Annotated in this window: 19 protein-coding genes; 13 read left to right on the top strand and 6 right to left on the bottom strand. The window is 67.3% G+C overall.

Translation table 11 applies throughout. The features are described 5' to 3' along the window. Window positions 1-49 precede the first annotated feature (49 nt). The 4 genes from ACN0SE_RS12650 to ACN0SE_RS12635 form a co-directional block, all read right to left on the bottom strand. Window positions 50-1,192 carry an NUDIX domain-containing protein gene (locus ACN0SE_RS12650; RefSeq protein WP_417524885.1) on the bottom strand — a complete coding sequence of 381 codons (1,143 nt, stop codon included), beginning with the start codon at window positions 1,190-1,192 and terminating at the stop codon, window positions 50-52. Window positions 1,193-1,196: 4 nt separating this feature from the next. Then, the gene (locus ACN0SE_RS12645; RefSeq protein ID WP_417524884.1) at window positions 1,197-1,637 is read right to left on the bottom strand and encodes a TrgA family protein; all 441 of its coding nucleotides are present in this window, start codon (window positions 1,635-1,637) and stop codon (window positions 1,197-1,199) included. Continuing rightward, window positions 1,637-2,848, bottom strand: coding sequence for a class I SAM-dependent methyltransferase (locus tag ACN0SE_RS12640; RefSeq protein WP_417524883.1), 1,212 nt, complete (start codon window positions 2,846-2,848; stop codon window positions 1,637-1,639). The genes ACN0SE_RS12645 and ACN0SE_RS12640 overlap by 1 nt, the downstream gene beginning before the upstream one ends. A 65-nt stretch (window positions 2,849-2,913) precedes the next feature. Beyond that, complete coding sequence (locus ACN0SE_RS12635; protein ID WP_417524882.1) at window positions 2,914-4,320, bottom strand: cryptochrome/photolyase family protein; 1,407 nt, start codon at window positions 4,318-4,320, stop codon at window positions 2,914-2,916. 133 nt (window positions 4,321-4,453) lie between these two features. Here ACN0SE_RS12635 and ACN0SE_RS12630 point away from each other — a divergent pair, with 133 nt between their 5' ends. Beyond that, a complete protein-coding gene (locus ACN0SE_RS12630) occupies window positions 4,454-5,080 on the top strand; it encodes a nucleotidyltransferase family protein (RefSeq protein WP_417524881.1) in 627 nt (208 codons plus the stop codon). Window positions 5,081-5,204: 124 nt separating this feature from the next. Here the strand turns inward: ACN0SE_RS12630 and ACN0SE_RS12625 are convergent, their stop codons facing one another. Further along, window positions 5,205-7,193 carry a Hint domain-containing protein gene (locus ACN0SE_RS12625; protein ID WP_417524880.1) on the bottom strand — a complete coding sequence of 663 codons (1,989 nt, stop codon included), beginning with the start codon at window positions 7,191-7,193 and terminating at the stop codon, window positions 5,205-5,207. 999 nt (window positions 7,194-8,192) lie between these two features. On the opposite strand from ACN0SE_RS12625, the gene ACN0SE_RS12620 reads away from it, so the two are divergent. Continuing rightward, window positions 8,193-8,987, top strand: a complete 795-nt coding sequence (locus tag ACN0SE_RS12620) for an alpha/beta fold hydrolase (RefSeq protein WP_417524879.1) — start codon at window positions 8,193-8,195, stop codon at window positions 8,985-8,987. Beyond that, entirely contained in the window at window positions 8,971-10,326 is a 1,356-nt protein-coding gene (locus ACN0SE_RS12615; RefSeq protein WP_417524878.1) for an HWE histidine kinase domain-containing protein, read from the top strand. The genes ACN0SE_RS12620 and ACN0SE_RS12615 overlap by 17 nt, the downstream gene beginning before the upstream one ends. 6 nt (window positions 10,327-10,332) lie before the next feature. Here the strand turns inward: ACN0SE_RS12615 and ACN0SE_RS12610 are convergent, their stop codons facing one another. Continuing rightward, window positions 10,333-11,277, bottom strand: a complete 945-nt coding sequence (locus ACN0SE_RS12610; protein ID WP_417524877.1) for a GlxA family transcriptional regulator — start codon at window positions 11,275-11,277, stop codon at window positions 10,333-10,335. A gap of 76 nt (window positions 11,278-11,353) precedes the next feature. On the opposite strand from ACN0SE_RS12610, the gene ACN0SE_RS12605 reads away from it, so the two are divergent. The 10 genes from ACN0SE_RS12605 (at window position 11,354) to ACN0SE_RS12560 (ending at window position 25,496) form a co-directional block, all read left to right on the top strand. After that, window positions 11,354-12,514 (top strand): acyl-CoA dehydrogenase family protein, encoded by a 1,161-nt coding sequence (locus ACN0SE_RS12605; protein WP_417524876.1) that lies wholly within the window; start codon window positions 11,354-11,356, stop codon window positions 12,512-12,514. A 91-nt stretch (window positions 12,515-12,605) separates the two neighbouring features. Next, complete coding sequence (locus tag ACN0SE_RS12600; protein WP_417524875.1) at window positions 12,606-14,624, top strand: acetate--CoA ligase family protein; 2,019 nt, start codon at window positions 12,606-12,608, stop codon at window positions 14,622-14,624. Further along, window positions 14,621-15,406 carry a carnitinyl-CoA dehydratase gene (locus ACN0SE_RS12595; protein WP_417524874.1) on the top strand — a complete coding sequence of 262 codons (786 nt, stop codon included), beginning with the start codon at window positions 14,621-14,623 and terminating at the stop codon, window positions 15,404-15,406. The genes ACN0SE_RS12600 and ACN0SE_RS12595 overlap by 4 nt, the downstream gene beginning before the upstream one ends. A 1-nt stretch (window position 15,407) precedes the next feature. Beyond that, window positions 15,408-16,331, top strand: coding sequence for a 3-keto-5-aminohexanoate cleavage protein (locus tag ACN0SE_RS12590; protein WP_417524873.1), 924 nt, complete (start codon window positions 15,408-15,410; stop codon window positions 16,329-16,331). Further along, a complete protein-coding gene (locus ACN0SE_RS12585) occupies window positions 16,328-17,752 on the top strand; it encodes a carnitine 3-dehydrogenase (RefSeq protein WP_417524872.1) in 1,425 nt (474 codons plus the stop codon). Before ACN0SE_RS12590 ends, ACN0SE_RS12585 begins: the two co-directional genes overlap by 4 nt. A 498-nt stretch (window positions 17,753-18,250) precedes the next feature. Next, window positions 18,251-19,210, top strand: a complete 960-nt coding sequence (locus tag ACN0SE_RS12580) for a TAXI family TRAP transporter solute-binding subunit (RefSeq protein WP_417524871.1) — start codon at window positions 18,251-18,253, stop codon at window positions 19,208-19,210. Then, the gene (locus ACN0SE_RS12575) at window positions 19,207-19,674 is read left to right on the top strand and encodes a DUF1850 domain-containing protein (protein WP_417524870.1); all 468 of its coding nucleotides are present in this window, start codon (window positions 19,207-19,209) and stop codon (window positions 19,672-19,674) included. Before ACN0SE_RS12580 ends, ACN0SE_RS12575 begins: the two co-directional genes overlap by 4 nt. Continuing rightward, complete coding sequence (locus ACN0SE_RS12570) at window positions 19,671-21,650, top strand: TRAP transporter permease (RefSeq protein ID WP_417524869.1); 1,980 nt, start codon at window positions 19,671-19,673, stop codon at window positions 21,648-21,650. The genes ACN0SE_RS12575 and ACN0SE_RS12570 overlap by 4 nt, the downstream gene beginning before the upstream one ends. A gap of 106 nt (window positions 21,651-21,756) precedes the next feature. Continuing rightward, window positions 21,757-22,887, top strand: a complete 1,131-nt coding sequence (locus tag ACN0SE_RS12565; protein ID WP_417524868.1) for a metallophosphoesterase family protein — start codon at window positions 21,757-21,759, stop codon at window positions 22,885-22,887. Beyond that, window positions 22,884-25,496, top strand: coding sequence for an AAA family ATPase (locus ACN0SE_RS12560; RefSeq protein WP_417524867.1), 2,613 nt, complete (start codon window positions 22,884-22,886; stop codon window positions 25,494-25,496). Before ACN0SE_RS12565 ends, ACN0SE_RS12560 begins: the two co-directional genes overlap by 4 nt. Window positions 25,497-25,574: the final 78 nt, after the last annotated feature.

Below are 25,574 nucleotides of genomic sequence, written 5' to 3'. Positions count from 1 at the left end.
CCGCTCTCCTTCAGGATTTCTCGTTGTGTATGCGCCGTGCGGCGTGAACTCAAGGGCGCGCTGGCAGACCGTCGCGGCGGAGTTCCTCACGATGGCGTGCGAGCCAGAGCAGCATCAGCGCCAGTGGCCCGGCATTGGCCTCGCCGCTGTCGACCAGCTCCATCGCCCGGTCGAAGGAGATCACGTGGCTGCGGATATCCTCGTTCTCATGCGCCAGACCGGCCAGACCGCCGTTCTCCCGGCTCAGATCGCAGAGCCCGAGGTAGCAGTGAAAGAACTCGGTCGAATAGCCCGGCGAGGCATAGACCCGGGTCATCAGCCGCAGATCGCCCAACTCCAGCCCGGCCTCCTCGACCGCCTCGCGCCGGGCGCAATCTGCGGGGTCTTCACCGGCGTCGACGAGGCCCGCGATCGGCTCCAGCATCCAGGGCACCGGGTCCTTGCGCCAAACCGGGCCAAAGCGGAACTGCTCGACCAGCATCAGCTGATCGGCCACCGGGTCATAGGGCAGCACCAGCGCCGCGTCGAAGGCCTGAAAGGCCTCGCGCCCCAGGGTGGCGCTCTGCTGGCCGTCGAAACGGCGGTGCGAGATGTCAAAGGCGCGCAGGCGGAAGAAGCCGTCGTAGCCCGGCCGCATCCCCTCGATCCGGTAATCGTCGGGCGCCGGCGTGCGGCGCAGGGTCGTCGGTGCGGCCTCCTGCGCCAGACACTGCGACCAGCCGCGCGCCCGGATCCAGGAAAAGAGCGTGTCGATCTCCTGCGCCGAGGAGATGCCGAAGCGCTCCATCACCTCATCCGCCGCCGCCAGCGTCAGCGCGCCGTAGCGTGCCACCCAATCCTCAAGCTTCCAGGGCGCCCCCAGCGGCCAGCGGTCGCCGTCGGGCAGATAGACAAAGGCTTGCGCCCGCCCCTCGGCCGTCACCACCTCGAGCGGTTCCAGCGCATAGCCGAAGCCGCCTTCGTAGTGGTCGAGCCGCGCCAGATCTTCCTCGCCCAGATCGCGCAGCAGCACACCCAGGGCGCGCCCGCCCGCCTCGGCCCGGATTGTCGGAAAGCATTCGCCCTTGGCCCAATAGACCGCCCACCCCGGCAGTTCCGCCTCGATCAGCCCCAACGCCTTGGCCGAGCGACCCAGCACCCGCTCGAGCAGCGGCACATGGCACAGGGTGCCATAGAAAAACAGATCGGCCACAGGCTCAGTTCCAGCGCCGCGACGCGAGATAGCTGAGCAGGCCGGCGATGAAGCCACCGACCGCCAAGGTCATCAGGACCTCGAGCGTGAACGCCTTCTGGCCGTAATCGACACCGATCTGAAAGACATCGACAATCGCCTCCATCGGCCCGCCATAGCGATGGCGCATCGACAGCCGCGTCATCTCGTTGACCGATTGCGCAAAGAGCGCCACGAAGGCCAGGATCGCGGCGCCTGTGAACCCGAAGCTCAGCGCATCCGCCAGCCGCGTCGTCGCCAGCGGCCCGGTGTAGAGCCAGCCGGTGAAAAAGCCGATCGCCATGTTAAGTGGCAGAAAAATCCCGAAGTCCGTCGACTCGGGCATCAGCTCCATGACCATCTTCGAGACGACATAGGCCAGGACCGACAGGGAAATCGCGGCAACGAGCTTGGGGATCGTGGGCATCAGGCGGCGGGCCTCCGAACGGTAATCTGTGTCACGTCGCAGTTACCGCTGTGGAAGGTCGCGGCGCAAGAGGTCAGATAAAAGTTCCACATCCGCCGGAAGCGGTCATCAAAGCCCAGCTGCGCCACCTCGTCCCAGCGCGCGTTGAAGGTCTCGTGCCAGCGCCGCAGGGTCTGGCTGTAGCTTTCGCCGAACTCGACCGAGCGCAGCACACCCAGCCCCGCCTGCTCGATCTCGGCCAGCAGCGCCTTGCGCGAGGGAAGCATGCCGCCCGGAAAGATGTATTTCTGGATGAAGTCGACGCCGCGGCGATAGACCTCCCAGCGCTTGTCCTGAACGGTGATGATCTGCAGCGTCGCAGTGCGTCCGGGCCGCAGCCGGTCGCGCAACGTGTCGAAATAGACCGGCCAGTATTTCTCGCCCACCGCCTCGAACATCTCGATGCTGGCGATGCCGTCGTATTGCCCGCGCTCGTCGCGGTAATCCTGCAGCTTGAACTCCACCTGATCGGTCAGCCCGGCCTTGGCGATGCGGTCCTGGGCATAGTCGAACTGCGCCTTGCTGATGGTCAGCCCGGTCACCTTGAGCCCGCGTTCGCGCGCCGCATATTCGGCAAACCCGCCCCAGCCGCAGCCGATTTCCAGCACGTGATCGCCCGGCGCCACCCCCATCTGATCGACCAGCGAGGCATATTTGGCGATCTGCGCGCCTTCGAGGCTTTCCTGCCCGGTATCGAACAACGCCGAGGAATAGGTCATCGTATCGTCGAGCCACAAGCCATAGAAATCATTGCCCAAATCGTAATGGTACGAGATGTTCTTGCGGGCCTGTCGCCGTGAATTTCCGTTGAGCCAGAAGCGCAGCCGCTCGTAGGCGCGCACCAGCCCCATGCCGGGAAAACCGTCGTAGAGATCGTCGTTGTCCGCATGCACCAGATCGAGAAAGGCCATGAGGTCCGGCGTGTCCCACCAGCCATCGAGATAGGCGTCGCAAAAGCCCAGATCGCCTTCGCGGATCAGCCTGGCAAAGATGTCGGTGTTGTGCACGATCAGCTCGGCCACCGGCCCTGGCTGCGCCCCCACGGCGCGAAAGCGGCGGCCGTCCGGCAGGACAAAGTCCAAACGCCCGTGCTGCATGGCGCTGGCCGCGGCAAAGACCTGCGAAAAGTACCGCGGCAGATTGGGCTGCCGGTCTGTCGACGTGAGATGCATTGCTCACTTCTTCCCTGTTATATGAAGAGTTTAGGCGCGATATTAACGTTCTGGCAAGAACCGGTTCAGAAGCTCCGGTTCTCGTAGGCCTCGAGCGCACGTTGCCGCCCCTCGTCGAGCGCCACGATCGGCTCGGGGTATGGATCATCGGGCGACATGTTCCAGCGTCTGGGGATTGCCTCGAAATAGGCCAGCGCGGTATCGGGCGGGTTGTCCTGCCCCTCGGCGATCCAGCGGGTGATGTACTCCTTGTCGGGATCAAATTTCTCGCGCTGTGTCATGGGGTTGAACACCCGAAAGTAAGGCGACGCATCAGGCCCCGACCCCGCCACCCATTGCCAGCCCATGGCGTTTGACGCCGGGTCCCAATCGGTCAGACACTCCTCGAACCAGCGTTGCCCGACCCGCCAGTCGGTCATCAGGTGCTTGGTCAGGTAGGAGGCGACGATCATCCGCACGCGGTTGTGCATCCGCCCGGTCACATACATCTCGCGCAACCCGGCATCGACAAAGGGAATCCCGGTACGCCCTTGTTTCCACGCCTTTATCTCGGCGGCGCGTTCGTCGTCTTTCCAGGGAAAGGCATCCCATTTCTCGCGCCAGTTGTCGGTCAGGATCCGCGGCATGTGCACCATCAGGTGATAGGCAAACTCGCGCCAGCCCAGTTCGCGCAGAAAGGCCTCGGCGCCGGCCTTGCCTGCCTCCCGCGCCTGCACGCCGGCGTGCCAGCACTGCCGCGGGCTGATCTCGCCATAGGTCAGGTATTCCGACATGCCCGAGGTGCCATCCACCGCCGGCCGGTCGCGCATCTTGTCATAGTCTTCAACGGCTTCCTCGATGAACTGCGCCAATCGCTTCTGCGCTGCCGCCTCGCCCGGTTCGGTGAACCGCCGCACCACCTCGGCGCCGCGGTTCATCCTGTCATCAAACTTCAAGTCCGAAGGTTTTTCACTGTCAGGCCAGGACTTTGGCGAAGGTATCTTGTCCGGTGCGTCAAGTTCGTCCTCAACCTCGCGGTTCTTGATCGCCTTCCAGTAGGGCGAAAACACCTTGTAAGGTCCGCCGGTCTTGGTCTCGACCGAGGTCGGCTCGAAGAGCACATGACCGTCAAACAGTTTTACTTCAATGTCTTGATCGGCAAACCTCTCCTGCAACATGAGGTCCCGCTCGGCGGTCTCGGGGTGGAAGGACCGCGACATGAAAATGCGCTCGGCTCCGGTCTCCTCGACCAGCTCCGCCAGCACTTCCGAGGGCATGCCGGACCGCAGGATCAATCGGCTGCCGCGGTTTTCCAGCGCCTCGGACAGCGCCGCGACCGACAGGCCCAGCCGCCACTTCGGCGCGGCGCCAAGCGCGTCGACCATGCCGTCGCGGATGAAGACCGGCACCACCGGGCCCTGCTCGCAGGCCGCCGTCAGGGCCGAATGATCGCTGAGCCGCAGGTCGCGGCGAAACCAGAGAAGTGTTGTCACGTAGGTCCCCCTTTTCCCGAATATACGCGCGCCGGCCGGGCTTGGATCACATGCGACATTTGTCGGGATGCGAAACCCGCCGCCCGGGCTTTCGCACCGCGGCCCCCGAGACTAGTCTGGCCGAAACCGGCAAATGAGGTCGACCCCCGTGAACTGCGCCCTGATCCTGCCCGCCGCCGGTCTCTCGAGCCGGATGCGCGGCGGTGACAAACTGCTCGAAAAAGTCTGCGGCCAGCCCTGCCTGCGCGCCATGGCGCTGCGCGGGCTCACCGCCGGGCTCTCGGTGATCGTCACCCTGCCCTCCCCGGATCATCCTCGGGCGCTGGTACTGGCGGAAACCCCGGTGCGGCGCGTGACGGTGGCGGATGCCTCAGAGGGCATGTCGGCCTCTCTCCGGGCCGGGATCGCGGCGCTGCCAGAGGGCACCGAGGCGGCGCTGATCCTGCCGCCGGACATGCCCGACATCCAGAGCGACGACCTCGGCGCATTGGTCGCCGCGGCCGAGGCGCAGCCCGAGGCGTTGATCCTGCAGGCCACGACCGAGGACGGCACGCCCGGGCATCCGATCCTGTTCCGAAGCGCATTGTTTGGCGAGTTCGCTCATCTCACCGGTGACACCGGCGCCCGCAGCATTCTGCAGGCCCATGCCGACCAGACGCGGCTTGTCGCCCTGCCCGGCAATCGCGCGCGGCTCGACCTCGATACGCCTGAGGCCTGGGCAGAGTGGCGCGCCGGTCAGGCTGGCGCGTCGCGCAGCTGAGCGACTGCGGGTCTTAGATTTAAAGCCCCCAAATGAAGTCGGCCAGAGGCGACAGAACCGCCCCTGGCCTTGATAGACAGACGTCCCCCGGATGGGAGACGTCTGTTCGCTGCATATTCGGGTGTTACCGGACCAGAAGCTTCGCTTCGTGCTTTTTCAGCGAGCGGCGGGCCGCGGTGTAGTCTTGCAGTCCTTCGGCGGTCTGAAGCTCTGGGAAGAGCTCGAAGATCTCCGCCTTGGGCTTGGCGCCCATGCTGTCCATGGTCTGATCGCCGGGCTGGAAGCTTTCGGTCCAGACACCGTTCGACAGGACCACTTCGTGCTGGTCGAACATGAAGTGGATGTAGGTGACACCCAGGGTGCCCACTTCGTCGACGCCATCGAGATCGGTCAGGTGCTTGGCCGCGGCCAGGACCTCGCGCTCTTCGAAGTAGAGCTGCGCCTTCTCACCGGTCATCAGGATGCGGTGCTGCGGGCTGACGAGGATGTCCTGCTCGGGCAGGTTCGGCCCGAGGCTGCCGGCCTGGATCAGGATCGGACGCAGATGCGGCGCACGGGCCAGCTTGTGTCCGGTCAGTTCGGTGGTGCCGATCCAGCGGATTTCCTGCAGGCCGTTGTCGCGGGTGATCACCCGGTCGCCCTCGCGCAGATCCTCGATCAGACGCTCGCCGGTGGGTGTGGCGATGGTCGTGCCGGGGGTGAAGCACGGGATGACGTTCTCGATGTCCTCGAAGGTCGAGGTGCCCATCAGCGCGCCGGTGTCGTCGAAGTATTCGACAAAGCCGTCTTCGCGGTCGGCCGAGGTATAGGTGACCGAGAGCGTGCCGCCCCCCGGCGCCGAGCCGCGCAGGTCGAGCGTGTCGTAGTCGTTGGGCAGACCGTCCGCCGCATCGCCCGCCGGGCCGTCACCGCCGTCGACGCTGTCACCGACGTTGGAGCCGACGATGGTGTCGCGGCCGTCGCCACCCAGCACGGTGTCGACACCTTCGCCGCCCTCGAGCAGGTCGTCGTCGATGCCGCCGTCGAGCAGGTCGTCGCCCTCGCCGCCATGGAGCGTGTCGTCGTCGTCGCCGCCGAGGATGGTGTCATTGCCGGCCTCGCCATCGACGAAGTCGCGGTCGTTGTCCGGCACCGGGTCGGTGGCGTCGGGCTCGTTGCTGTACAGCATGCCGCTGGTCGCCGCACTGGCGTCGATGTAATCGTCGCCGTCGTAGCCCGTGATGGTGTCGCTGCCGTGGCCACCATCGATGCTGTCGTCTCCCTCGCCGCCATCGATGGAGTCGTCGTCGATGCCGCCGTCGATGGTGTCGGCGCCGGTGCCACCGAAGATGGTGTCGGCGTCGTCACCGGTCGAGATCACGTCATCGCCCGCGCCGCCGTCGACCAGGTCACGGCCGTCATCGGTGTTGGGATCGGAGGTGTAGCCCTCGAACGGCAGGTTGGGATCGTCCCCCTCGTAGTCGGAGAACGTGTCGAACCCGGCGATGACCGTGTCATTGCCGGCGCCGCCGTCGATGGTGTCGGCGCCTTGGATGTCGGTGATGCTGTCGTCGCCGTCGCCGCCATCGACCGAGTCGTTGTCGATGCCGCCCCGGATGTCATCATTGCCCTCGCCACCGAAAATGGTGTCGCGGTCATCGCCGGTGGTAATGGTGTCGTCACCCGCGCCGCCGATGACCAGGTCGCGGTCGTTCTCGGGGTCGGGGTCGACCGGCACGCTGGGAAAGCTCGACGGGTCGATCAGCTCGTCGAAGCCGCCGGTATGGATCTCGTCATGGCCATCGCCACCGTCGACGCTGTCATTGCCGTCGCCGGTGCGCACGGTGTCGTTGCCTTCGCCGCCGTCGACCTGATCGTCACCGTCGCCGGAGAGGATGGAATCGTCCCCCTCGTAGGCCTCGATGATGTCGTCCTCGGCATCCGCCGGATCGTCGGAGAAGATGTTGTCGCTGAAATCGACGCGATCGCCCTCGGGGTCGCCGGTATAGCCGGCATCGATCGTGTCATCGCCGGAGGTCCCTTCGACGATCCCGTCGAGACCATCGGAAGGCCCACCGTCATTGCCGCTGTTCAGCGTGGCTTGCGGGGTGTTGTTGTTCTCTGATACGGGCACGTTAGGAACGCCTCCCTTCGTCAATGCTGTTACAATATGTTTCGATCTGCATCATCGCTTCGAGGATGCCCAAGTCTGTCCGCCAGGCCGGCGGGTGGATATCGCCACGTGTCTGTCTGGTCTCAGGCATCTCGCCCCCTTCACCTTTTAACGCTCGGTCACCGTGCAGACTGAAACGCCCGGTTCACGTACCGCTCTTGAAAATGTCGCACGGTCCTAGCAGGCGGGCAGCATCATGGGTCCGGCGGTTCTCCGCAGGATGTGCCGGGCTGCATTGGCTGCGCCCTGCACCTGATCTGGTCCGTCCTCAGACGTGTGACTGTTTGGCGGCCGCCCCCGTGGCCAGCAGTTTACCCCCCAGTGGGCACCATTGAGATTATGGCGAGGCGTGCCGCAAACAAAGCACAATTTGTCCCGAAAACGGACCGTATCCTGCGGTGAAACACGCACCCAAGCGCCAATTGTGGCGGCGCGGATCGCGGGTCCGGCGGACCATGGCGACAAAAAGCCCCATATTTTAAGGGAAATTAACCTGCTGTTAACCTAAGCCCGCCTCCGAGCGGCCTCTGGGGAACTGTGCTCAGGCTCGGCACAAAGCTGCCTGAATTTTCCCTCGCCCGACGAAAGCCGTGCAATTTCAAAGCCGAGGATTGTCAGCGTTTCGTCTCCAATGACTGGATTTCGGCCCCACTGGTTACAACCGAACGCTGAGCGCGATGAATCGAATTGATTCGATATTGCGCGCTCATGCCGCGCCCGCCCCGCAATTGCAGGTATGATGATACTCCAATTCCTTGCCTCAGCCCGGGGTAGCGATCAGCCTGCCGGCAATTCTGCGTCTCTGCGGCCCAAAGCCCGGCCCCGAAACACCAACGTGGCTTTGCGACGGCCGGCGGACTGGACAGGGCCCCCAGTCTTACGCCAAACAACTCTTACATTGGCGGATTTTCGGTATAGTGGTAGCTCTACAAAAGGGTACGGAGGGATACAGACGTGTCCGTGACAGACAGATGCCATGTGACGGTCGAAGGCACCGGCACACCGACCCTCGTGTTCGTGCACGGCTACGGCTGCGATCAGAACATGTGGCGCTTTGTTGCGCCGCGCTTTGCCGCGCAGCACCGGATTGTGCTGTACGACCTGGTGGGCATGGGGAATTCCGACTACGGCGCCTATGACTTCGACCGCTATTCCACGCTGGATGGCCATGCCGAGGATCTGGGCGACATCCTGACCGAGCTCGACATCACCGACGCGGTGCTGGTGGGCCATTCGGTGGGCGCCACCATCGCCTGCCTCGCGGCGCTCAACATGCCAGAGCGGGTGCAGGCGTTGGCGCTGGTCGCGCCCTCACCCTGTTTCGTGAATGACGACAGCTATGTCGGCGGCTTCGGCCGCGAAGACATCGCCGGGCTGATCGACGTGATGGAAGACAATTACCTTGGCTGGACCGCCCATGTGACGCCGATCATCTCGGGCCAGCCCGAGGATGGCGACGCCACCGCCGACCTGACCCAGAGCTTCTGCCGCACCGATCCGAAAATCGCCAAGCACTTCGGCCGGGTCACCTTTCTCGCCGATCACCGCAAGGAGATGGCCGAGGTCAGCCACCCGACGCTGGTGCTGCAATGTTCCGACGATGCTCTGGCGCCAGAGGCCGTGGGCCATTGGCTGGCCGAACGCATGGTTCAGGCCAAAATCGAGATCATCGAGGCCACCGGCCATTGCCCGCACATGACCGAGCCAGACGCGACGGCGGATGAACTGCGGGGGTTTCTTGACCGGATCGAATGACCCTGGCCCCGGGCGGCCCGAGCCCGGCGCCGCGACCCTGCTGCATGATGCGCCCTGCGGGTTTCTGGTCATCGACCGGCGAGAACGGGTGCATTACGCCAATTCGACCCTGGAACGCTGGACCCACCGCCGCCCCGGCGCACTGGCCGAGGGCGTGCGGTTCAAGGACGTGCTGACCCACGCCAGCCACTTCTACTACCAGACCCAGATCGCGCCGATGATCCAGCTGCAGGGCTTTGCCCGCGAGATCTCGTGCAAGCTGCGGATCGAGGGGCAGAGCGAGCCCCTGCCGGTGCTGATGAACGCCGCGCTGCGCGGTTCGGGCGATGACAGCCGGATCGACATCGTCTTTTTCGACGCCACCGAGCGGCTGCAGTTCGAGCACCAGCTGCGGGTGGCGCGGGCCGAGGCCGAGGAACTGGCCGCCATCGTGCGCAATGCCAGCGTCGGCGTGCTGCGCTGCACCGCCGAGGGAAGGATCAAGCGCTACAACAGCTGCGCCGCCAACCTCATCGGGCCGGGTGCCGACGCCCTGCCCGACCGGCCGATCAGTGCGCTGCTGCCGCTCGAGACCGATGCGGAGGACTGGTTCGCCGAGGCGCTGCAGACCATCGCCCGGACCGGCCAGAGCCACCGCTTCGAGGCCGCCCGCGGCGAGAGCGTCTTCAATATCTCGGTCGCCGAGATCGACCACCCCGAAGAGCCGCTGGCCACCTCTGATTATTCGCTGATCGTTCGGGACGTGACCGAACGGGTGCGCGCCGAGCGCCGGCTCAACCTGCTGATCAGCGAGCTGAACCACCGTATCCGCAATGTCTTTTCGGTCGTCACCGGGCTGGTGCGCCAGACCATCCGCAGCGCGCCTGCGGAACGCGACACGCTGGTCGAGCGGCTGCACAGCGTCTCGGCCTCGCATGACATCCTGACCCAGAACTACTGGAAGGACGCCGGGATCCGGGAACTGACCGCGCGGGTGGAGGCGCAGGCCAGCGACAGCCAGCAGGTCATGGTCAAGGGCCCGGACGTCCGGCTGGTGCCGCGGCAATTCAAGGCGCTGTCGATGGCGCTGCACGAGCTGTCGACCAATGCCCGCAAATACGGCGCGCTCTCGGCGGATTTCGGGGTGATCGAGATCGACTGGAGCCTTGGCGCCGACGACGGGTTTGCCTTTGGCTGGCGCGAACGCGGCGGGCCCAGGGTGAGCCCGCCAAGCCGCACCGGCTTCGGCACGGTGATGATCGAGCGGGTGCTGGCCGAGGAGTTCCGCGGCGAGGTCGAGGTGGCCTATGCGCCAGAGGGGCTGCACCTGCTCTGTCGCGGCACGCTGATGCGGACGTGACCCAGCTCAGTGCCGAAAGGCGCGCGGCGGCCGGCCGTATTGCGCCACGAAGGCCCGGGTCATCGCCGCTGCATTGGCATAGCCGCAGCGCAGGGCGATCTCGGTGATCGAATATTCCGACTGTTCCGCATAGCGTCGCGCCGCCGCCAGCCGCAGCCAGACATAAACCGCCTTGGGCGCCGCGCCGAGATCGGCCTGAAAGGCCCGCGACAGCGTGCGCTGGGTGGTCTGCAACCGCGCCGCCAGCGTGGCAATCGGCAGCGGCGCCTCGATCGTGGCCGACATCAGGGTGATGGCCTGTTCCACCAGTGGCGCGCCGCCGCGGCGAAAGCCGCTCTCGACCGGGATTTCGGCCGAGCGGTGCAGGAAGAAGGCCGAGACCTCCAATCCCAGCGCCTCGCCATGGGCGGCGCGGATCATCTCCAGCACGGTGTCAAAGGCCGCCATGGCGCCGCCGGACGTGGTGCGGTTGCCACAGGTCACCACCCGGTCGGGGACGGTTTCCAGCGTGTCGAACCTCTCGGAAAAGGCGGTCATCTCGGCCCAGTGGATCGTGGCCCTGGCCCCGTCCAGCAGCCCCGCCTGCGCCAGCAGCCAGGCGCCGGTGTCCATCCCCGAGACATGGCCGAAGCGCCGGGCAGCAGCCGAGAGCGCCTTGGCGGCGGCGGGCGTGGCATGGCTGCGCACGTCATAGCTCGCCAGCACGAACAGGTGATCGCCGCCGCCATGCGCCCTGAGCGGACAATGCGGCAGCACCGGCAGTCCCGACGAGGATTCCACCGGCGCGCCGTCCAGCGTCACGAAGCTCCAGCGATAGGCCTCGCGGCCCAAGAGCTCGTTGGCGGCGCGCATGGGCTCGACCGCATTGGCCAGGCAGAGGTTCGAGAACCTCGGGAAGAGCAACACCGCCACCTCTTGCGGGGCGCCCGGGGGATTTGTCCAATTGCGCATGATTTTTGTCTAGAAGCGCATCCTGCCGGCCGTCAAGCCGGATACCACTTGGAACAGGCAACCCCGGGAGAGCACCATGCAGTTCGGACTGACCGAAGAACAGGAGATGATCGTCTCCACCGTGCGCAGCTTTGTCGAGGCCGAAATCTATCCGCACGAGGCCGAGGTTGACCGCAGCGGCCATGTGCCGACCGAGCTGGCGCAGGAGATCAAGCGCAAGTGCCTCGATCTGGGGTTCTACGCCTGCAATTTCCCCGAAGAGGTCGGTGGCGCCGGGCTGGGCCACCTGGACTTTACCCTGGTCGAGCGCGAGCTCGGGCGCGGCTCGATGGCGCTGACGCATTTCTTTGGCCGGCCGCAGAACATCCTGATGGCCTGCGAGGGCGAGCAGCGCGAGCGCTACCTGCTGCCGGCGGTGCGCGGCGAGAGGATGGATGCCCTGGCGATGACCGAGCCCGACGCCGGATCCGACGTGCGCGGCATGAGTTGCACCGCGGTGCGCGACGGCGGCGACTGGGTGCTGAACGGCTCCAAGCACTTCATTTCCGGCGCCGATCACGCCGATTTCTTTATCGTCTTCGTGGCCACCGGTGTCGACGACACGCCGCGCGGGCCCAAGAAACGCATTACCACCTTCCTGGTCGACCGCGGCACGCCGGGCTTCGAGGTCCGTCCCGGCTATCATTCCGTCAGCCACCGGGGCTACAACAACTGCATCCTCGATTTCGACAACTGCCGCCTGCCCGACGCCCAGGTTCTGGGCGCGGTCGATGGCGGTTTCGAGGTGATGAACACCTGGCTCTATGCCACGCGGATCACCGTGGCGGCCTTTTGCGTCGGGCGGGCGCGGCGCTGTTTTGACCTGGCGCTGGGTTATGCCGCAGACCGCAAGCAGTTCGGCCAGCCGATCGGGCGGTTCCAAGGCGTGGGGTTCCAGATCGCCGACATGATCACCGAGATCGACGCCGCCGACTGGCTGACCCTCGCCGCCGCCTGGCGGTTGGACCAGGGGCTGCCCGCCAACCGCGAGATCGCCTCGGCCAAGCTCTATGCCTCCGAGATGCTGGCGCGGGTGACCGACCGCAGTCTGCAGGTGTTCGGCGGCATGGGGCTGATGGACGACCTGCCGATCGAGCGCTTCTGGCGCGATGCACGGGTGGAGCGGATCTGGGACGGCACCAGCGAGATCCAGCGCCATATCATCAGCCGCGATCTGCTGCGGCCTTTGGGGGCATGAGAATGTTTTCGGGCGCTGTGCCTTGTGGCCGGCCCCCGGGGCTCTGCCCCGGACCCCGCGGTATTTTCAAACAGAAGAAGGGGCCTGCGGCGTGAGCGCTGGATTGGAGCGGCTGTTGCGACCGCAGACGATCGCGGTGATCGGTGGCGGCAGCTGGTGCGAGAACGTCATTGGCCAGTGCCAGAGGATCGGGTTCGAGGGGGCGATCTGGCCGGTGCATCCGACCCGGGCGGCGTTGGGCGGGCTGGCGTGCTTTGCCGATGTCGCCGCCCTGCCCGGCGCGCCGGATGCGGCCTTTGTCGGGGTCAACCGCGATGCCAGCCTTGACGTGGTGCGGGCGCTGGCGGCGCGCGGGGCCGGCGGCGCGGTCTGCTTTGCCTCGGGCTTTGGCGAGACCGGCGATGGCGGCGAACGGCAGGCGGCGCTGGTGGCGGCAGCGGGCGAGATGACGATCCTCGGGCCCAATTGCTACGGGTTTCTCAACTACCTCGACGGCGCGGCGCTCTGGCCCGACCAGCATGGCGGCGTGCCGGTGGAGCGTGGCGTGGCGCTGGTGACCCAGTCGTCGAACATCGCGATCAACCTGACCATGCAGGCGCGCGGGCTGCCGGTGGCCTATGTGGTGACCGTCGGCAACCAGGCGCAGACCGGGCTGTCAGAGGTCGCCCGGGCACTGCTGGCCGATCCGAGGGTGACGGCGCTCGGGCTGCATATCGAGGGGATCGACGATCTGCGCGGTTTAGAGGCGCTGGCCGCCGAGGCCCGGGCGCGCGGCATTCCGGTGGTGGCGCTCAAGGTCGGCCGCTCGGCCCAGGCGCAGGCGGCGACGATCAGCCATACCGCGTCGCTCGCCGGCAGCGACGCCGGGGCGCGGGCCCTGCTGGCGCGGCTGGGGATCGGCCAGGTCGAGAGCCTGCCGGTGTTGCTCGAGACGCTGAAGCTCCTGCATGTGACCGGGCCGCTGGAGTCGAACCGCATCGCCTCGCTCTCCTGTTCCGGCGGCGAGGCCAGCCTGATGGCCGACATGGCGGAGGGCGCCGGCGTGGAGTTTCCGCCGCTGGCGCCGGCCCAGGAAAGGGCCTTGCGCGCGGTGTTGGGGCCGAGGGTGACGCTGGCAAACCCGCTGGATTATCACACCTATATTTGGGGGGACGTGGCGGCGATGGCTGCGACCTTCAGCGCGATGATGCAGGCTGACGTGGCGCTGGGCTGCGTGGTTCTGGACCTGCCGCGCGCCGACCGATGTGACCCGGAGGCATGGGAGCCGGCGATCCAGGCGCTTGAGGCCGCCAGCGCCGCCTGTGGCAAGACGCTGGCGCTGGTCAGCTCGCTGCCGGAGACCCTGCACGAAGCGCTGGCGTTGCGCCTGACCGAGGCCGGGATTCCGGCATTTGGCGGGATGGCCGAGGCATTGGCGGCGATCTCGGTGGTGGCCGGGATGCGAGCCCGTGAGCAGGCGCCGCTGCTTTTGCCGCCGCCCGCAGGCCATGGCCGGACACTGTCCGAAGCCGAGGCCAAGGCGGTGCTGGCCGCCGAGGGCATCAGCGTTCCGCGCAGCGCCACGGCCGCGACGCCAGAGGCGGCGGCAGAGGCGGCAGAGGCGCTGGGATTCCCGGTGGTGCTCAAGGGCTGCGGCATTGCCCACAAGACCGAGGCCGGCGCGGTGGTGCTGGGGCTCGGGACGCCCGAGGCGGTGGCAAGCGCCGCCAGAGCGATGCCGACCGACAGCTTCCTCGTCGAGCAGCAGATCACCGGCACGGTGGCCGAGCTTCTGATCGGCGTGGTCGCCGATCCGGCGCATGGTTACGTGCTGACCCTCGCCGCTGGCGGCACCCTCACCGAACTGCTGGCAGATCGCGCCTCGCTGCTGATCCCCGCCGACCGCGACAGCCTGCGCGCGGCACTCATGGGGCTGCGCATCGCCGCCCTGCTCAAAGGATATCGCGGCCAGCCGGCGGCGGATGTCGAGGCGGTGCTTGACGTCGCCATGGCGGTTCAAGCCATCGTGGCAAGGACCCTGCCGCAGGAAATCGAAATCAACCCGCTGCTCTGCACGCCCCATGGCGCCGTGGCCGCAGACGCCCTGATCCGAACCGGAGACCCGACATGACAGAGACGCCGATCAAGACCCAGCGCCGGGGCCATGTGCTCGAGGTGACGCTGGACCGGCCCAAGGCCAATGCCATCGACCTCGCCACCAGCCGCATCATGGGCGAGATCTTCGCCGATTTCCGCGATGACCCCGAACTGCGGGTGGCGATCCTGACCGGTGCCGGCGAGAAGTTCTTCTGCCCCGGCTGGGACCTCAAGGCCGCCGCCGAGGGCGCTGCGGTGGACGGCGATTACGGTGTCGGCGGGTTTGGCGGGCTGCAGGAGTTGCGCGGGCTGAACAAGCCGGTGATCGCCGCGGTCAACGGCATCTGCTGCGGCGGCGGGCTGGAGCTGGCGCTCTCGGCCGATCTGATCCTCGCCGCCGATCACGCGACATTCGCCCTGCCAGAGATCCGATCGGGCACCGTCGCCGATGCCGCCAGCGTCAAGCTGCCCAAGCGCATCCCCTATCACATCGCGATGGAGATGCTGCTGACCGGGCGCTGGCTGGATGTCGAGGAGGCCGCGCGCTGGGGCTTGGTCAACCACGTCTACCCGGCCGATCAACTGATGGAGGAGGCGCGGAGGCTGGCGGATCACCTGGCCGAAGGCCCGCCGCTGGTGCAGGCCGCGATCAAGGAGATCGTACGCGAGGCCGAGGACATGAAGTTCCAGGACGCGATGAACCGCATCACCAAGAGCCAGTTCGAAACGGTGGAACGGCTCTACCGCTCCGAGGATCAAAAGGAAGGCGCCCGCGCCTTTGCCGAAAAACGCGACCCTGTCTGGAAAGGACGCTGACATGCCGCTTGCCATGAACCGCAACGTCTTCATCACCTGCGCCGTGACCGGCTCGGGCGGGACCCAGGACCGGAGCCCGCATGTTCCGCGCTCGCCCAAGCAGATTGCCGAGAGCGCCATCGACGCCGCCAAGGCCGGGGCCGCCGTGGTGCATTGCCATGTCCGCGACCCCGAGAGCGGCGCGCCGTCGCGCAGGCTCGACCTCTATCGCGAGGTGACCGAGCGCATCCGCGCGGCCGAGGTCGACGTGGTGCTCAACCTCACCGCCGGGATGGGCGGCGACATGGTGTTCGGCCCGCCGGAGGCGCCCCTGCCTTTGAATGAAAGCGCCACCGACATGATCGGCGCCGCCGAGCGCATGGCGCATGTGGCCGAGTGCCTGCCCGAGATCTGCACTCTCGATTGCGGCACGATGAACTTTGCCGAGGCCGATTACGTCATGACCAACACGCCCGGCATGCTGCGCGCCATGGGCGCGATGATGACCGAGCTGGGGGTGAAGCCCGAGATCGAGGCCTTCGACACCGGCCATCTCTGGTTTGCCAAGGAACTGGTGCGCGAAGGTACCTTGGCGCCACAGGCGCTGGTGCAGCTTTGCATGGGGGTGCCCTGGGGGGCGCCAAATGACCTCAACACGCTGATGGCGATGGTCAACAACGTGCCCGAGGACTGGACCTGGTCGGCCTTCTCGTTGGGCCGCGACCAGATGCCCTATGCCGCGGCGGCGGTGCTGGCGGGGGGCAATGTGCGCGTCGGGCTCGAGGACAATCTCTTCCTCGACAAGGGCGTGCTGGCCACCAATGCGCAGTTGGTCGAGCGCGCGGTGAGCCTGGTCGAAAACATGGGGGCAAAGGTGATCGGCCCGGCAGAGGTGCGCGAACAGCTGGGGCTGGTGAAACGCGCGCCGAAAGGCGGTGTCGCATGACCCACAAGGCAGCAATCATCGGCGGCGGCGTCATCGGCGGCGGCTGGGCCGCGCGCTTTCTGCTCAATGGCTGGGACGTGGCGGTCTTTGACCCAGACCCCGAAGCGCGGCGCAAGATCGACGAGGTGCTGGCCAATGCCCGCCGCGCCCTGCCCGCGCTCTATGACAAGGTGTTGCCGGCGGAGGGCCGGCTGACCTTTCACGGCGATCTGGTCGAGACTGTCGCCGGTGCCGCCTGGGTGCAGGAGAGCGTGCCGGAGCGGCTCGAGCTGAAGCACAAGGTCCATGGCCAGATCACCCGCGCCGCCGATGCCGGCGCGGTGATCGGCTCGTCGACCTCGGGCTTCAAACCCTCCGAACTCACCGCCGAGGGCGCAAAGGTGATCGTCGCCCATCCGTTCAACCCGGTCTACCTGTTGCCGCTGGTGGAACTGGTGGGCGCGCCCACCCTCTGCGACCGCGCCGCCACCCTCCTCCGCGAGATCGGCATGCATCCCCTGACGATCCGCAAGGAGATCGACGCCCATATCGCCGACCGCCTGCTCGAAGCGGTCTGGCGCGAGAGCCTCTGGCTGGTCAAGGACGGCATCGCCACCACCGAGGAGATCGACGAGGCGATCCGCATGGGCTTTGGCCTGCGCTGGGCGCAGATGGGCCTGTTCGAGACCTACCGCATCGCCGGCGGCGAGGCCGGGATGAAGCACTTCATGGAGCAGTTCGGCCCGGCGCTGGAATGGCCCTGGACCAAGCTGATGGATGTGCCCGCGTTCACGCCCGAGCTGGTCGACCTGATCGCCGGGCAATCCGATGCGCAATCCGGCCACATGTCGATCCGCGAACTGGAACGGCTGCGCGACGACAACCTCGTGGGCATGATGCGGGCGCTGCGCAAGTCGGGCTCCGGCGCCGGCGGCACGATCAACGCCCACGAGGCCGGCCTGCCGGATCCGGAGCCTTTGGATCTGCCGGTGACGGTCGACCGGGTGATCCCGCAGAGCTGGACCGACTACAACGGCCACATGAACGAGACGCATTACGTCGAGGTCTCCTGCCAGGCCACCGACCGCTTCATGGAGATGATCGGCGCCGATGCGGCTTATGTCGCCTCGGGCGGCAGCTATTTCACCGTCGAGAACCACGTGCGCTACCTGGCCGAGATGCTGGCGGGCGACCGGGTGACGGTGACCACGCAGGTGCTCGATGGCAGGGGCAAGAAGATGCACCTGTTCCACCGGCTGACCAAGGCGGACGGCACGCTCGCGGCCACGGTCGAGACGCTGCTGCTGCACGTCGACATCAAGACCCGCCGCAGCGCGCCGCCGTCCGAGGCGGTTGCCGCGCAGTTGAGCCGGTTCGCCGAGGCGCATGCCGACCTGCCCAAGCCCAAGGGTGTGGGCCTGGCGGTCGGTCAGCGCGGTTGAGGCGTCTGGCCGAGGTCGACGCGGGTTGGCCATGTCAATGCTGGCTGGCGGCGAGGTCCCGGATCAAGTCCGGGACGCGGGCGTTCAACCTTTGCCCCTCGCGCCTCGGCCCCCGCGCCGGGGCCGCCCGCTCAACTCCCTCCAAACGCCAGCGCCTCAAAGCGCACCGCCGCCCCGGCCCCCGAGCCGGGGCCTCTCAACGCGCGCAGTTGGGCAGGGAGGTCGGCGCGGGTTTGTTGGCTGACAATGAGGTCCCGGATCAAGTCCGGGACGCGGGCGCTCTACCTTTGCCCCTCGCGCCCCGGCCCCCGAGCCGGGGCCTCTCAAAGGACGCAGCGTCCGCTTCGCTCAAATGCCGGCGCTGAACACCGGCGAGGTCCCGGATCACGACCGGGACGCGAGTCGTCCGACGCACCGCCCACCCTCGCGCTTGTTCCTCTTGAATAATCTCAGCCGAAAGATACGGTGGCTGGCATAACAATTGGGAGGACCACAAAAATGAAACTTGCCAAATACTTTGCCCTTGCCACCCTGGTGGCTGCCAGCCCGGCGCTGTCGCAGACGCAGATCTCGATTGCCACCGGCGGCACCGGCGGGGTCTATTACCCGATGGGCGGCGGCCTGGCCGAGGTGATCAACAATCACGTTGAAGGCTACAGCGCCACCGCCGAGGTCACCGGCGCCTCGGTCGAGAACATGGGCCTGATCGCCACCGGCGACGCCGACCTTGCCATCGGTCTCGCCGACACCGTGCAGCAGGCCTATACCGGCACCGGCCGTTTCGAAGGCCAGCAGCTGCCGATGATCCGCGCGGTGGGCTCGCTCTATGCCAACATGGTGCAGATCGTGACGCTGGCCGACAGCGGCATCGAGAACATCGACGACCTCAAGGGCAAGCGCGTCTCGGTCGGTGCACCGGGCTCGGGCACCGAGGTCAACGCCATGACCCTGCTCGAGGCCAACGGCATTTCCTTCGATGATTTCGACGCCCAGCGGCTGAACTTCAACGAGACCGCCGATGCGCTCAACAACGGCGATATCGACGCCGGGTTCTGGAGCGTCGGCGCGCCGACCTCGTCGATCCTCAACCTTGCCACCACCAACTCGATCCGGATGATCGGGCTGACCGACGAACAGCTCGCCGCGGCCGATGCCGCCGACGAGACCTTTGCCCCGCTCAAGCTCGGTGCCGGCACCTATGACGGTGTCGATGCGGACGTCTCGACCGTGGGCGTGCCCAACGTTCTGGTGGTGTCGTCCGAGATGGACGAGGAAACCGTCTACCAGATCACCAAGGCGATGTACGAGAACATTGCCGACATGCAGGCGGTGCATCCCGCGGCCAACGAGACCACGATCGAGTTCTCGATGAACGCCACCCCGGTGCCGCTGCACCCCGGTGCCCTGCGGTATTACGAGGAAGCCGGCGCAACCATTCCGGACAACCTGCGCCCGTGATCACGACACTTGGAAGAGGGCTGCTGGCCCTCTTCCTCACCGCCTCGACCCTGCCCGCCGCCACCTTGACGGCCACCCTGCCCGACGGCACCGAAATCGGCCGCATCGCCCTGGCGGACGGCGCCGAATGGTGCGTGCTCTGGAACCACTCGGTCCAAGGCTTTCCGGTGCAGGACTGCTACCAGAACCGCGCCGGCCGCATGGTGCTGGTGCGCTCGCACCAGCCCGATTTCGCCGCCGGTCTCGGCCATCTGCCGGGCCGCGGGCGGCAGACCTCCGACGGCCAGGGCGGCTACTGGATCGAGGATATCGACGAGCCGGTGCCGGGCGATGCCTATGTGCTGCGCCCCGGGCGCGCCGCCGTCAACCACAGGATCGTGGCCGGGGATGCCGTGATCCCGCTCTCGGTCAGGGCCGCGCGCCAGCGGGTCCGGATCGCACTGCAACCGGGAGACCCAGAATGACCGACACCTATGAAGTCAAGGCGCCCGGCGCCGACCGCCAGCCGCGCTCGGTGCTGATGGCGATCTCGATCGTCGCGATCACCCTGTCGCTGTTCCAGCTCTATGCCGCCGGCATCCAGCCGCTGGGCCTGTTCTTTCAGCGGCCCATCCACCTGGGCTTCATCCTGGTGCTCTGTTTCCTGATGTATCCGGTCACCGGCAACCGGCCGCGCGGCCTGATCGGCTGGGCCATCGACGCGCCGCTGATCGCCTGCGGCGTGCTGGTGGGCTATTGGGTGCCGGCCAATATCGACGCCATCGCCAATGCCATCATCCCGCGCCAGATCGACGTCACCGTCGGCATCATCACCACCCTCGTGGTGCTGGAAGCCGCGCGCCGGGCCATCGGCCTCGGCATGACGATCATCGGCGCGATGTTCATCCTCTATGCCTTTGCCGGGACGCGGGGCGAGCTGCCCTTCCTGTCGGATTTCATGCCCGGCATCCTCAACCACCGCGGCTATACGCTCGACCGTCTGGCCAGCCAGATGACGCTGGGGGCCGAGGGCATCTTCGGTCTGCCGCTGGGGGTTGCCGCGACCTTCATCTTTGTCTTCGTGCTCTTCGGCGCCTTTCTGGAAGTCACCGGCGCCGGCAAGTTCTTCATCGATCTGGCTTATGCCGCCACCGGCCGACAGCGCGGCGGCCCGGCCAAGGCCGCGGTCATCGCCTCGGCCGGCATGGGCTCGATCTCGGGCTCGGCGATTGCCAACGTGGTGACCACCGGCGCATTCACCATTCCGCTGATGAAGAAGCTGGGCTATCGCCCGGCGCAGGCCGGCGGGATCGAGGCCGCGGCCTCGACCGGGGGCCAGATCATGCCGCCGCTGATGGGCGCCGGTGCCTTTCTGATGAGCGAGTTCACCCGGGTGCCCTACATCCAGATCGTTCTGGTCTCGATCTTTCCGGCAATCCTCTACTTCGGCGCGGTCTACCTGCTGGTGCATATTGCCGCCGTCAAACAGGGGATGAAGGGCATCCCCGCCGCCGATCTGCCCAAGGTGCGCGACGTGCTGGCCGAAGGCTGGCACTTCCTGCTGCCGTTGGTGGCCTTGGTCTGGCTTCTGGTGGTGGGCTATTCGCCGATGCGTGTGGGCTTCTACGCCATTCTCGCGGTGATTGCCGCCGCCGTGCTGCGCGGGGTTATGCAATATGTCGCCGCCGGTCCCACCATGGCCGGTCTCGTGGCGCTCGCTCGCTCGGGCTTTGCCAAGACGCTCGAGGCGCTGGAGCTGGGCGCGCGCAATGCCGTCGCCGTGTCGATGGCCTGCGCCGTGGCGGGGATCGTCGTCGGTGTCGTGGGTCTCACCGGGCTGGGGCTCAAGTTCTCGGCGATGATGCTGGCCTTCTCCAACGGCAACCTGCTGCTGGCGCTGCTGCTGGTGGTGATCGCCAGCCTGATCCTCGGGATGGGGCTGCCGGTGACGGCGGCCTATATCGTGCTGATCATCCTCGTCGGCCCTGCGCTTACCGAGGAATTCGGCATCCCGCTGCTGATCTCGCATCTGGTGGTCTTCTGGTGGAGCCAGGACAGCAACGTGACGCCACCTGTGGCCCTGGCGGGCTTTGCCGGGGCGGCGATTGCCAATGCCTCGCCGATGGAGACCTCGGTGCAGGCGTGGAAATACGCCAAGGGGCTCTACCTGATCCCGCTGTTCATGGTCTACAACCCGTCGATCATCGAGGGCGGCCCGGTGCCGCTGGTGCTCTGGAACGGCTTCATCGCCATCCTCGCGCTCACCGCCTTTGCCGCCGCGCTCGAGGCCTATCTCTTTGCGCCGATGCCACTCTGGGCGCGGCTTCTGGTGGTGCCCGGCATGGTGGCGGTCTTCTGGCCCAGCCTGCAGATCGAGATTGTCGGCGCGCTGTTGCTGACGGCCCTGCTGGCCCTCAACTGGGCCAGTGGCCGGGGGGCAAGACCGGTACCGGCGGCCTAGCCGCCGGAGCGCCCGCCAAACCGAAAAAATTCCGCGCTGCTGGTTGATTGCGGATCGGGCGAGGAGGCCCGATAAAGACGCCATCAGCCAGTTGCCGGAGTTATCCATGTCGTTTCGTTTCATCCATGCCTCTGACCTTCACCTCGGTCGGCGCTTCGCCAATATCCCGCAGCCCGAAGACGGCAATATCCGCGGCCGGCTGATGGAGGCGCGGCACGGCGCGATTGCAAAACTGGCCGCGGCGGCGCGCGATCATGGTGCGGCGCATGTGCTTCTGGCAGGTGACACGTTCGACACCGCGACGCCCTCGCCCAGCCTGATCCGACAGGCGCTGGCGGCAATGGGCGAGGCTTCGGAAATTACTTGGTGGCTCTTGCCCGGCAACCACGACAACCTCAACGATGCCGAGCCGCTCTGGGAGGTTCTTCGCCGCGATGCGCCCGCCAACGTTAGGCCCGTGATCGAGGCCCAGCCGCAGGCGCTGGACGCGACCGCCGTGCTGCTGCCCTGCCCCGTGGCTTTTCGCGCCGGTGCCAGCGATCCCACCGCGCCGCTGGTCGGCATGGAGAGCGCCGAGGGCCAGCTGCGCATCGCTCTGGCCCATGGTGGCGTCACCGATTTCACCGGTGCCGGCGACGCCATCGCCCCCGATCGCGACCGCTCGGCACGGCTCGACTACCTTGCCTTGGGCGACTGGCACGGGCGGCTGCCGATCTCCGACCGGGTGCAGTATTGCGGCTGTCCCGAGCAGGACCGCTTCAAGCATGGTCGCCGCGGCGTCTGCCTTGCGGTCACCCTCGACGGCCCCGGCGCCACACCGCAGGTGACCGAGGTCGAGACCGGCACCTTCCTCTGGACCGAGCTGCCCCTGACCCTGCACCCGCGACAGGACGCCGCCGCCGCGCTCGACGCGATCTTGCCTGAAAGCGGCCGCCGCGACGTGCTGCTCCGAGTCAATGCCAGCGGCTGGGCCGGCCTCGCCGACCAGTCCGACCTGGAGCGCGCCGCCGCGGCCTGCGCGCCGGATTTCGCGCATTTCGAACTGGTGACCGAAGGCCTCGGCACTCAGGTGGACCCCGGCGATCTGGACGAAATCGACCGCGCCGGCGCGCTGCGGCTGGCGGCCGAGACCCTGCAGCAGGAAGCACAGTCCGAAACCCTGTCGCAACAGGACCGGCGGGTGGCCGAGGATGCGCTCGCCCGGCTTTACGCCTATGTGCGGGAGGCCGCGCAATGAAGCTCCGCGCCATCACCCTCAACAACGTCCGCCGCTTTACCGACCCTGTGGCAATCCGGCAGATCGACGACGGGCTCAACCTGCTTTGCGAGCCCAACGAACACGGCAAATCGACGCTCTTCGATGCCATTCAGGCGCTGTTCTTCAAGGCGCATGGCTCGAAGGACGCCGAGGTCAAATCGCTCCGCCCCCATGCCGGCGGCGCGCCAGAGGTCAGCGTCACCGTCGAGACCGAGGACGGCCGGTTCACCATCTTCAAGCGCTGGCTGAGCAAGCCCGCTGCCACCGTGCACCGCGAGGGCGTTTTGATCGCCCAGTCCGACGCCGCAGAGGCCTGGGTCTCTGACCTCTTGGGCGGCGATGCCGGCGGGCCCTCCGGGCTGATCTGGGTGCGCCAAGGCATGACCGAGCTGACCGCCGGCAGCACCAAGGAGCAGAAGCTGGCGCTCGAGGCGCGGCGCGACCTGATGACTTCGGTCGGTGAAGAGGTCGAGCAGATGACCGGCGGGCGGCGGATGGATGCGGCGCTGGCGCGCTGCCGCGCGGCGCTCGACGACCTCGCCACCGGCAAGAACCGCAACCCCCGCAAGGGCGGCCCCTGGCGCGAGGCGCTCGACCGGGTCGAGGCCCTGACCGAGCGCCGCGACGCTCTGGCCGCCACCGCCGATGCGCTGCACGAGGCGCTGGCCGAGCGCAAACGCGCCCGGCGGGAGTTGTCTGCGCTAGAGGCGCCGGAAGCGGTGGAAGACCGCCGCGCTCGGCTCGAGGCCGCGCAGACCGCGCATCAGGCAGCCCAGCGCCATGCCGAGGAAGTGGCGGCCGAGGCGCAGAAGCTGGAGACCGCGCGGCTCACGGCCGAAACCGCGCAGTCGCGGCTCACCACCCTGCGCGAAACCCTGACTGAGGAGGCCGAGGCCCGTACGCTCTTCGAGACCGCCAGCGAGGAGGCGCAGGCCGCCCGCGCCGCCGCCGAGACCGCGCGAGGGGCGCGCGACGCGGCTCAACAGGCGCTTGATGACGCGCGCACGACGCTGAAACAGGCCGAGGCGCAGCATCGTCTGGCCTTGCGCGCCCAGGCTGCCCGCGACGGGGCCGAGCGCCGCCAAGCGCTCACCGACAAGATCGCCCAGGCCGAGACCCTGCGCAGCGCGATGGAAGAGGCCAGTGCCGCCGCCCGCCAAGGCCCCGATGACAAGGCGCTGCGCCGGCTCGAGAAGCTGGCCGGCGCCCATGCCACCGCCCTCGCCGCACGCGACGCCACCGCCACCCAGGTCATTGCGCAATATGCGCCGGACCGCGACGGCGCGATCCGCGTGGCCGGCAACTCCCTGCCCGCCGGCCAGCCGATCTCCCTGCCCCATGCCACGCGGCTGGAGATCGACGGCATCGGCACGCTCGAGGTGCGGCCCGGCGAAGGTGCCCACGACGACAGCTCGGTCGAGGCCGCGGCCGAGGCCCTGCGCAAGGCGTTGGAAGCGCAAGGCGTCGAGACGCTCGACGCCGCCCGCAGCGCCGCCGAGACCCGCGCCGCCGCCGACCGTCTGGCCGGCGAAGCCCGCGCCGTTCTGGCCAGCCTCGCGCCCGACGGAATCGACCGGCTGCGCGAAGCCCTGGCCGCCATCCCCCTGCCGGAAGAGACCGCCGAAGCCCCGGCGCCCGAGGTGGCCGAGGCCGCTCTGGAGGCGGCTCAGGCGGCCTTTGACAGCGCCCGCATCGCCCAGGAAACCGCTGCCGACCGCTACGCCGACGCCCGCAACGAGGCGACCCGCAGCGAAACACAGCTGGCCTCGCTGCGCGACCGGCTGACCCGGGCCGAACAGGCGCTGGCGCGTCTGGGCGAGACCTCGGTCGAGGCGCTGGCAGCGCATCTCGATCAGGCTGAAATGGCTCTGAAAGAGGCCACGGAACGGCACGCCGAAAAGGCCCGCGGCGCGCCGGATCTGGCCAGCACCGAGGCCGCGTTGAAACGCGCCACCTCGGTCGACCGCAATGCCCGCGACGAGATCACCCGGCTCAAACCGCAGCTGGCGCGGCTTGATGAGCGCATCGGACGGTCCTCCGGCGAGGCGGTCGAGGAGCGGCTCGAGGAGGTCCGTCAGGAGCTGGAAAGCGCCGAGGCCGATCTGGCGCGGATCGAGCATGAAAAGGAGGTGCTGATCCGGCTGGAAGCCGCGCTCGAGGCCGCCCGCACCGAGGCCCGCGAACGCTATTTCAGCCCGATAGCCCGCGAGTTGAAGCCGCTTCTTCACCTGCTCTGGCCAGAGGCCGAGCTGACCTGGGGCGACACCTCGCTGCTGCCCGACGCGCTGGTGCGCGACGGCCGTGAAGAGCCGATCACCATCCTGTCGGGCGGCACCCAGGAACAGGTGGCGCTGCTGGTCCGGCTGGCCTTTGCTCGGCTGCTTGCCGCCAGCGGTCGGACCGCGCCGGTGATCCTCGACGACGCGCTGGTCTTTACCGATGACGACCGGATCGAGCGGATGTTCGACGCGCTGCACCGCCAGGCAGGCGATCTGCAGATCATCGTGCTGAGCTGTCGGCAGCGGGCGTTCCGCGCGCTCGGGGGGCATAGTCTGCATCTGACGGCAGAGGTGGAACAAGCCGAGTGATACGCGTGGCGTTCTCCCTGACCTTGGTCTGATGTCCCCGCGCGTTAACAGCGGCTGAAAGCCGCCGCGCATCGCCGG

Origin of the sequence: Marinovum sp., assembly GCF_048263515.1 — a bacterium.
GTDB lineage: Bacteria > Pseudomonadota > Alphaproteobacteria > Rhodobacterales > Rhodobacteraceae > Marinovum.
The sequence above is the reverse complement of the archived record's forward strand: the minus strand, read 5'-3'. Positions and strand labels throughout refer to the sequence as shown.

What these genes read in the sequence shown, in the direction of transcription:
- ACN0SE_RS12605 (WP_417524876.1), top strand. Translation starts at nt 11,354, where the DNA reads ATGCAGTTCGGACTGACCGAAGAACAGGAGATGATCGTCTCCACCGTG.
- ACN0SE_RS12640 (WP_417524883.1), bottom strand. Translation starts at nt 2,848, where the DNA reads ATGCATCTCACGTCGACAGACCGGCAGCCCAATCTGCCGCGGTACTTT.
- ACN0SE_RS12580 (WP_417524871.1), top strand. Translation starts at nt 18,251, where the DNA reads ATGAAACTTGCCAAATACTTTGCCCTTGCCACCCTGGTGGCTGCCAGC.
- ACN0SE_RS12590 (WP_417524873.1), top strand. Translation starts at nt 15,408, where the DNA reads ATGCCGCTTGCCATGAACCGCAACGTCTTCATCACCTGCGCCGTGACC.
- ACN0SE_RS12560 (WP_417524867.1), top strand. Translation starts at nt 22,884, where the DNA reads ATGAAGCTCCGCGCCATCACCCTCAACAACGTCCGCCGCTTTACCGAC.
- ACN0SE_RS12645 (WP_417524884.1), bottom strand. Translation starts at nt 1,637, where the DNA reads ATGCCCACGATCCCCAAGCTCGTTGCCGCGATTTCCCTGTCGGTCCTG.
- ACN0SE_RS12630 (WP_417524881.1), top strand. Translation starts at nt 4,454, where the DNA reads ATGAGGTCGACCCCCGTGAACTGCGCCCTGATCCTGCCCGCCGCCGGT.
- ACN0SE_RS12570 (WP_417524869.1), top strand. Translation starts at nt 19,671, where the DNA reads ATGACCGACACCTATGAAGTCAAGGCGCCCGGCGCCGACCGCCAGCCG.
- ACN0SE_RS12565 (WP_417524868.1), top strand. Translation starts at nt 21,757, where the DNA reads ATGTCGTTTCGTTTCATCCATGCCTCTGACCTTCACCTCGGTCGGCGC.
- ACN0SE_RS12610 (WP_417524877.1), bottom strand. Translation starts at nt 11,277, where the DNA reads ATGCGCAATTGGACAAATCCCCCGGGCGCCCCGCAAGAGGTGGCGGTG.
- ACN0SE_RS12595 (WP_417524874.1), top strand. Translation starts at nt 14,621, where the DNA reads ATGACAGAGACGCCGATCAAGACCCAGCGCCGGGGCCATGTGCTCGAG.
- ACN0SE_RS12585 (WP_417524872.1), top strand. Translation starts at nt 16,328, where the DNA reads ATGACCCACAAGGCAGCAATCATCGGCGGCGGCGTCATCGGCGGCGGC.